This is a genomic window from Anaerovibrio sp. (assembly GCF_051866355.1).
Lineage (GTDB): Bacteria > Bacillota > Negativicutes > Selenomonadales > Selenomonadaceae > Anaerovibrio.
The window spans coordinates 17,906-25,342 of sequence record NZ_JBJDWZ010000173.1 but is presented as its reverse complement, the minus strand read 5'-3'; the positions used below and the strand labels follow the sequence as shown (position 1 = coordinate 25,342).

Sequence of the window (7,437 nt, the reverse complement as noted above, 5' to 3'; positions counted from 1 at the left end):
GCATCAAAGCAGGAAGCGTCGTTTACCGCAACAGCGATTCCCCCGCATCAAAGCAGGAAGCGTCGGTTGACGCAACAGCTATTACCCTACATCAAAGCAGGAGCCGCCGATGAACTCCCGCAGGATGGATGTATTCGGGATATCCTTTTCATCACTGATGGATTTAAAATAGCGGCAGAAGGCCAGAAGCTCCTGCGCCTTGGCATAGGAGGCGTCCTCCGGCGGAATCTCCGACAAAAGGTACATGGCGTACTTTTTCAGCACCCCCAGCTCGTACAGAAGCGCCGTGTTGAAGGTGGCATCCCCCTCATCCTGAAAAGGATAGATATTCTTCTGCTCCCCCTCAATCACGTTAGGCCACCGCCTGATGGTTTCTGCCGCCGAGGTGCCGCGGGTGCGGTAGTCCCGTACCATGCGGCGGAAAAGCCGCGCCTGGGTGGTGGACAGCCGTACCTCCGGCGTCATGTACAGCGGTGTCAGAGAGCTGACATAAATCTTGAACTTCTGCTCCCTCGGTATGGCACTGCTGACGCGCTCATTCAGGCCGTGAATCCCCTCGATGATGACAGGCTGGTCAGCTTTCAGCTTCAGCACTGCCGACGGACGGGCATCACGGCATCCCTTCTTGAAATTGAACCGCGGCACCTGCACCCGCTGTCCTGCCAGCAGTTTTTGCAGATGGTCGTTAAAAAGCGGCAGGTCAAGAGCCCCCAGGCACTCAAAGTCGTACTCGCCGTTAGGCTTCTTCGGCGTATGCTCCCTGTCCAGAAAATAATCATCCATCGAAATGGATACCGGTTCCAGCCCCAGCACCCGCAGCTGTACCCGAAGCCGCTGGGCAAAGCTGGTCTTGCCCGACGAGCTGGGCCCGGCAATCAGCACCAGCCTTCTGGTATCAATCTTTCTGGCAATCTCATCGGCAATATTGGCAATACGCTTTTCGTGCAGTGCCTCCGATACGCGTATCAGCTCCCCGATATTCCCCTGCTCGACAATCTCATTCAGGTCAGTCACGTATGAGCAGTGCAGAATCCTTGCCCATTCCTGACTGGCCTCCAGTGTTTTCTGAAATGACATGACTTCACCTCCGTAAATCTCCAGCCGGCTTCATCATCGCCCGCTTCCATTATTTCAGCTTCCAGTATTTTGGCTTCCAGCATTTCAGCTTTCAGCATTTTGGCTTTCAGCATCATCTGCTTCCATTATAACATGATAAAAGGATTTATACAAAAAGGGATTGTCCTCGGACAATCCCCCTGACATTAACCAAATATTGCCATAACTATCACATAGGAAAGCGCGCCCATTGCCGCCGTACACGGAATGGTCATCACCCAGGCCATCACCATCTGCTGTGCCACGCCCCAGCGCACCGCATGTATGCGCTTGGCCGCGCCCACGCCCATGATGGAACCGGAAACCACATGGGTGGTGCTGACCGGCAGATGCAGCATGGTAGCCGTAAAAATCGTGATGGAAGAGTTCAGGTCAGCCGCAAAGCCGTTGACCGGCTCCAGCTTGAAAATCTTGCCGCCCACGGTCTTGATGATGCTCCAGCCGCCCAGGGACGTACCCACGGCCATAGCGGTTGCCGCCAGAATCTTGACAACCGTCGGAACCTCAAACTCGGAAATCACGCCGCCGGAAAACAGCGCCAGCGTAATGATACCCATGGACTTCTGCGCGTCGTTGGAACCGTGGGAAAAAGCCATGGTCGCCGCCGTCACAATCTGCATCTTCTTGAAGCGGTGATTGAGCTTGGACGGGCTGGAATTCTCAAACACCCTGAACAGTATCGTCATGATGATATAGCCCATCACCATGCCCAAAAGCGGCGAGGTAACCAGCGCGATGACAATCTTGCCGATGCCGCCCCAGTTCAGTCCCGCCATGCCCATATCCGACATGAGGACGCCGCCAATCATGCCGCCTACCAGCGCATGGGAGGAAGAGCTGGGCAGGCCTATCTTCCACGTCAGCAGGTTCCAGATAATCGCCCCCACCAGCGAGGCGATAATAATCGGCTGTTCTATATGACCAACCACAATGTCGCCGCCAATGGTCTTTGCCACGCCGGTACTTATCATGGCACCGAGGAAGTTCAGCACAGCCGCCATCATAATGGCCTTGCTGGGAGAAATCGCCCTGGTGGAAACAGAGGTGGCAATAGCATTGGCCGTATCGTGAAAGCCATTGATAAAATCAAATACAAGAGCCAGCACGACTACGATAATTATAAAAGGATGAATATCAAGCATACTTCATTACCACACCTTTTAACAAGTCTGCCATTCTCTCACAGTGGTCCAGAGTATTTTCCAGACCCTCCAGCAAATCCTTCCACTTGATAAGCTCAATCGGGTCCTTCACATACTCAAAGAGGTATGCCAGCTCCCCGCGGAAAACGTGGTCTCCCTCGCTTTCCAGCTTGTCAATCTTGGAGGTGATGGCGAGCAGCTCATTCTGATTCTTGCTTATGGCATTGAGGAGCACAGCCGCCCGCTTGATTTCAGCAGTGGATTCAATCAGCAGCTTTGTCAGGCGCAGGGCCCCTTCACGGGCCTCACCGGTGTGATAAATAACGATGCGCTGCAGCATGCCCTGCAGCTGGTCTACACCATCATCCAGGCCATTGGCGATAGCGTAAATGTCCTCACGGTCAATAGGAGTAATAAAGGTCTGGTTCAGCTTGTCAATAATAGCGTCATTCACCTTATCAGCCCTGTGCTCAAGGTCGTTAATCTCCTTAACCTTGATGTCGGCCTTGCGATGGTCCATCATAACCTCGTCCAGAAGAAGTGTCGCCTGATAAAAATAATCGGCGCTTTCCTCAAACAAGACAAAGAACTCATTGCTTTTTTTCTTAGGTTTCAAATCAAACATTGAATATCCTCCTCAAAGCATAAATTATACTTATTCCGCTATTATTTTACCATTAATTATTTTCTTGCGCAATAAAAAAAGTTACTGCATGCAACATCAGCATGCAGTAACCTGAGCATCAGCCGGACAGCGCCCGGCCATATCACAAATATCAGCCCTCGACAGCCTTCAAGGCCTTCAGCACCTTGGCCGCCATGCCGTACATCTTCTTCTTCGGCACGGAGCAGACAGCGATGCGCACACCGGCCTTCAGAGGAACGGCAAAAATCAAATCCTTGTGCAGTTCGTCACACACTGCCTTGGAATCCTTGGCAGGAATGGACAGGAAGAAGCCGGCCTTGTAAGGAAGGGCGTTCAGGCCGCATTCCTCGGCTTCCTTCATAAAGATTGCCGCACGGTCGCGGATGATTTCATACAGCGCCTCGCGCTCCGCCTCAAAATCCGCCAGCAGTCCGGCATCCTGCTGAATGGCGTTCAGCACGGACATGGCGCCGCGGTTGATGTTGGACCAGGTAGCGCGGCTGGAATACTTCGCCACATCCACAAACTCATCTACCAGCTCCTTGCTGGCGGACAGGCCGATGATGGCGCCGGTACGCTGGCCGTACATGGTATAGCCCTTGGACATGGAGAATGCAAACATGGTGAAGATATTCTCCGGCAGGCTGCTGAACTGCTTCATGAAGCTGCGGCATTCGTTCTTTTCACCTGCATAATCAATATAGGCGATATCAACCAGCAGATTGACCTTCTTGCCCTTTGCGGCATAATCCCTGCACAAATCCAGCACGCCGGTCCAGTCGGCTTCGGACAGGCTGTAGCCGGTAGGGTTGTGGGCAGGGGTGTTGATGATGAGCAGCAGGGATTCCTGCTTGGCAAACAGCTCCTCCAGCTTGGCGGCCAGAGCCTTGAGGTTGTAGTTCTGGTTCTCGTCAAACAGCTGATAGGTAGCCAGAGTGCGGCCCTGCTCCTGACAGAGCACGTTATACGTACCCCAGAACCAGTCGGAAGTCAGCACCTGCTCCCCGGCCTCGGTGTAGTTGACGATGGCGTGATGGATGGCACCCGTGCCGCCCGCAGTAGCTACAGCGGCCAGATAGCCCTCCGGCCTGCTGTCAGCAAAGGTCAGGTCAATGACGGTGTCCAGATAGCCCGGCAGACCGGCGATAGGGGCATAGGCAATGGCATCAGCTATCGGCAGCTGATGGAACACCTTCTCCATGGTCGGAATACATGCCAGCTTTTCGTCCTCGCCCATAATTGCGCCGATGGTCGCGTTGGTAACCTTGTCAGCTCCATGCTCCTTCACGGCCTCTGCACAGGCAGCGCTGGCGCCAAAAATAACGTCTACGAGCTTCTTGCCCACGCGATGAGATGCAACCTGAGAACTCATAAAATCTTGCCTCCTATACATTTACAACGTGTCTATTACTTCTCCGGGAAAAATTCCTTGTGAATAGCGTTGGCAGCTTCCTTCAGCTGGCTTCCCTTGATAAGGCAGGAAATGCTGATTTCGGAGGTGCTGATTGCATCGATGTTCACCTGAGCCTCAGCCAGTGCGCCAAACATACGGGTAGCGATGCCAGGGTTGCCCAGCATGCCTGCACCGACGATGGAAACCTTTGCCACATCCTCCTCGATGAGAACGGCTACGGCATGGAGCTTGTCGGCTACGCCGTCAACAATCTTCTTTGCCTCTGCCAGATCATCCTGAGCAATGGTAAATACCATATCGGTTACGTTTTTCTCAATATTCCTGATGCTCTGTACAATCATATCTACGGCGATATTCCTGTCGGACAGAGCGGAGAAAATGGCATGTGCCACACCCGGGTCATTTGGAACACCCAGAACTGCTACCTTTGCTACATTGCTGTCATGGGCTACGCCACGAATCAAGAAATCCTTCTCTTCCATTGTATAAGCCTCCCTAATCATTGTGCCTGGTTTACTGGTAAAGGTGGAACGAACATGAATCGGAATGTTGAAATACATACCCATCTCCACGGAGCGCGGCTGCATTACACCGGCGCCCAGACGGGCCATCTCCAGCATTTCATCATAGGTAATCTCCTTCATCCTGCGCGCATCCGGCACAAGGCGAGGGTCTGCGGAGTATACACCGTCAACATCGGTATAAATCTCGCAGGCATCAGCCTTCAGCGCACCGGCCAGGGCTACAGCGGAGGTATCGGAACCGCCGCGGCCCAGTGTTACAGGGTCACCCTTTTCGTCAGCCCCCTGAAAGCCTGCCACAACGACAATCTTGCCCTTTTCCAATTCCTTGCGGACACGGGACGGCTTTATATCCACAATCTTGCCCTTGGTATGAACGGAATTTGTACGCATGCCAACCATCGGGCCGGTCAGGGAAATCGCCTTCTGGCCGAGGCTCTTGAAGGCCATGGTCAAAAGCGCAATAGAAACCTGCTCACCGGTGGTCAGCAGCATATCCATCTCACGGGTATACTGGTACGGATTGCTATTGATGCCCTTGGCCAGCTCAATCAGGTCATCAGTGGTATCGCCCATGGCGGATACGACCATGACAATCTGGTCACCAGGCTTTTTCTCTTCAATAATTCTCTTGGCTACATTCATAATCTTCTCAGTAGAGCCTACCGAGGTACCGCCAAACTTCTTAACAATTAAAGCCATATCTCTCCCCCTAAGTATGCAAATTCCTTATAGCAGCTATATCATATACATCTATCAAGGACATTTGTCATTTTTAGCTTACAGCATATCAAGCGTATACCATTATAATACATGAAAAATCAAATGTCCAGTGTGAAAAGTACAAATTTGACGCATCCCTTTATGTATACATGAATACAATCAGAGATTGTTGCGAAATGTAAAGCTGTTCATCATGTGAGATGTACAAATAGCCACTGCCAGCGCATCTGCCACATCATCGGGCTTGGGCGGCTTCGGCAGATTCAGCAGTCTTGTCACCATGTAGATGACCTGCTCCTTGGTGGCCTTGCCGTAGCCTGTCACCGACTGCTTCACCTGCAGGGGCGTCCTCTCCAGAAGCCGCAGGTCATTCTTTGCCGCCGCCAGAAGAATCACGCCCCTGGCCTGCCCCACAGGAATCGCCGTATCTACATTCCTGTTGAAAAAGAGCTGTTCCACCCCCATGACATCAGGACGGTATTTCTTTATCAGCTCGTCCAGCCCGTCATAAATCCTCATCAGCCTCTCCTGCATGGGAGCTTTGGGACTGGTGGTAATCGCCCCGTACTCATGGGCCACCAGCCTGCTTCCCCTGCTCTCCACAAAGCCGTAGCCGCAGATTGCCGTCCCCGGGTCAATTCCCAGTGCCAGCATCACCTCACCCCCTTTTTACTAAGTTAAAAATGCCACATCAGGCTGGCATTGGCACCGATGCCCTGCTGTTTGCCGGCATAGCCTTCCAGCCCCAGTGATGCCTCCAGCTTCTTGTTGGCAGACACCGTCTTCCAGCCCAGCTCAAGGATGCCGGTATCGCCCTTGACGCCAGGGGACGGAGCCGTAACCGCATAGCTTCCTGCGCGGATAGTCGCATCGGCAGTACCGCCAAATTCATGCTGCCATGCCAATCCTGCATAGACACTGCCGGCATCATCCAGGCCGAAGGTATAGCGGCATCCCAGACGGGAACGCACCGAGTCGATGGCCGCAAAGTCATACACATGGCCGCTGGTCAGCCGCGCACTGCTGCCATTCTGATGGGTGTAGAACAGCTTGCCGTAGACATCCACCACATCCCTGCCGGAAACCTGCATCACCTTGCCCACGCCCATGTGCATGGCGTAGTAGCCGGCGGAATTGTCATAGCTCTGTGAAGATGCGCCTATATCATCAGAGCGGTAATCATTCTGCATGCGTCCGGCACGGACACTGCCCTCCAGATAAAGCCCGCTGTCATAGTTCTGCCTGATGATGCCGCCAATGCCCCAGAAGCTGCTGTCACCAGTGCCCACCGTGCCATTATCCAGATGGGACTCATAACTGCCGCGCCCATACTCCAGAATAGGGCCGAACAGCAGGCTTCCCTTGCTGTTCCGCACTTCCTTGGCAAAGCCTATGCCGATATTCCACCCCTTTGTGTCCACATAGGAGCCGGAATGCTGGCGGATATTACTGCCGCCTATGGAAGCGAAAGGAGCCATGCCGGAGCCGGAACCGGAACCGCCGCTATTGGCAACAGCGGCCGCGGCATCACCAAAGCTCCTGCCAGCTATCATATCGGAACCGGAGTTAATAAGAGAGATACCGGCTATCTGGGTTTCAGAGGGAGATTTGGCATTTTCCGAAGCATGCACGACGCCTGACTGGTTATTCAGCCTGGCAATAATGGCGTTATTATCCATCTCCACCAGCATGTCAACATCCAGCAAACCATCTGTAGCCAAACCTGTGCCAAACTCTGCATTATCAGCATACAAACTTCCTGCCTGCAAAAGGACAATAGGAAAGTCGCCTATATTATCCACCTCTGCATAAGCCGCTATTTTGGAATCTTCTACATGTGCTTCTCCATTTACTTTAAGCATGATATTACTGCCA

The 7,437-nt window shown here is 53.0% G+C and carries 7 protein-coding genes; all 7 read right to left on the bottom strand.

The window, feature by feature from the left end; translation table 11 throughout:
• Nucleotides 1-81: 81 nt before the first annotated feature.
• Complete coding sequence (locus ACI3UA_RS09140; RefSeq protein ID WP_439724509.1) at nt 82-1,077, bottom strand: uridine kinase family protein; 996 nt, start codon at nt 1,075-1,077, stop codon at nt 82-84.
• A 185-nt stretch (nt 1,078-1,262) separates the two neighbouring features.
• Nucleotides 1,263-2,258 carry an inorganic phosphate transporter gene (locus ACI3UA_RS09135; RefSeq protein ID WP_439724508.1) on the bottom strand — a complete coding sequence of 332 codons (996 nt, stop codon included), beginning with the start codon at nt 2,256-2,258 and terminating at the stop codon, nt 1,263-1,265.
• Nucleotides 2,251-2,883, bottom strand: a complete 633-nt coding sequence (locus ACI3UA_RS09130) for a DUF47 domain-containing protein (RefSeq protein WP_439724507.1) — start codon at nt 2,881-2,883, stop codon at nt 2,251-2,253. The genes ACI3UA_RS09135 and ACI3UA_RS09130 overlap by 8 nt, the downstream gene beginning before the upstream one ends.
• Before the next feature lie 151 nt (nt 2,884-3,034).
• Entirely contained in the window at nt 3,035-4,276 is a 1,242-nt protein-coding gene (locus tag ACI3UA_RS09125; RefSeq protein WP_439724505.1) for a pyridoxal phosphate-dependent aminotransferase, read from the bottom strand.
• A 35-nt stretch (nt 4,277-4,311) separates the two neighbouring features.
• Complete coding sequence (locus ACI3UA_RS09120) at nt 4,312-5,541, bottom strand: aspartate kinase (protein WP_439724504.1); 1,230 nt, start codon at nt 5,539-5,541, stop codon at nt 4,312-4,314.
• A 180-nt stretch (nt 5,542-5,721) separates the two neighbouring features.
• Nucleotides 5,722-6,216, bottom strand: coding sequence for a crossover junction endodeoxyribonuclease RuvC (ruvC, locus tag ACI3UA_RS09115; RefSeq protein WP_439724503.1), 495 nt, complete (start codon nt 6,214-6,216; stop codon nt 5,722-5,724).
• A gap of 23 nt (nt 6,217-6,239) precedes the next feature.
• Nucleotides 6,240-7,437, bottom strand: a 1,198-nt coding sequence (locus tag ACI3UA_RS09110) for an autotransporter outer membrane beta-barrel domain-containing protein (RefSeq protein WP_439724502.1), incomplete at its 5' end; no start/stop codon positions are given.

Excerpts from the sequence above, each read along its gene's own strand:
- ACI3UA_RS09140 (WP_439724509.1), bottom strand. The coding sequence starts at position 1,077 with ATGTCATTTCAGAAAACACTGGAGGCCAGTCAGGAATGGGCAAGGATT.
- ACI3UA_RS09135 (WP_439724508.1), bottom strand. The coding sequence starts at position 2,258 with ATGCTTGATATTCATCCTTTTATAATTATCGTAGTCGTGCTGGCTCTT.
- ACI3UA_RS09130 (WP_439724507.1), bottom strand. The coding sequence starts at position 2,883 with ATGTTTGATTTGAAACCTAAGAAAAAAAGCAATGAGTTCTTTGTCTTG.
- ACI3UA_RS09125 (WP_439724505.1), bottom strand. The coding sequence starts at position 4,276 with ATGAGTTCTCAGGTTGCATCTCATCGCGTGGGCAAGAAGCTCGTAGAC.
- ACI3UA_RS09120 (WP_439724504.1), bottom strand. The coding sequence starts at position 5,541 with ATGGCTTTAATTGTTAAGAAGTTTGGCGGTACCTCGGTAGGCTCTACT.
- ruvC (WP_439724503.1), bottom strand. The coding sequence starts at position 6,216 with ATGCTGGCACTGGGAATTGACCCGGGGACGGCAATCTGCGGCTACGGC.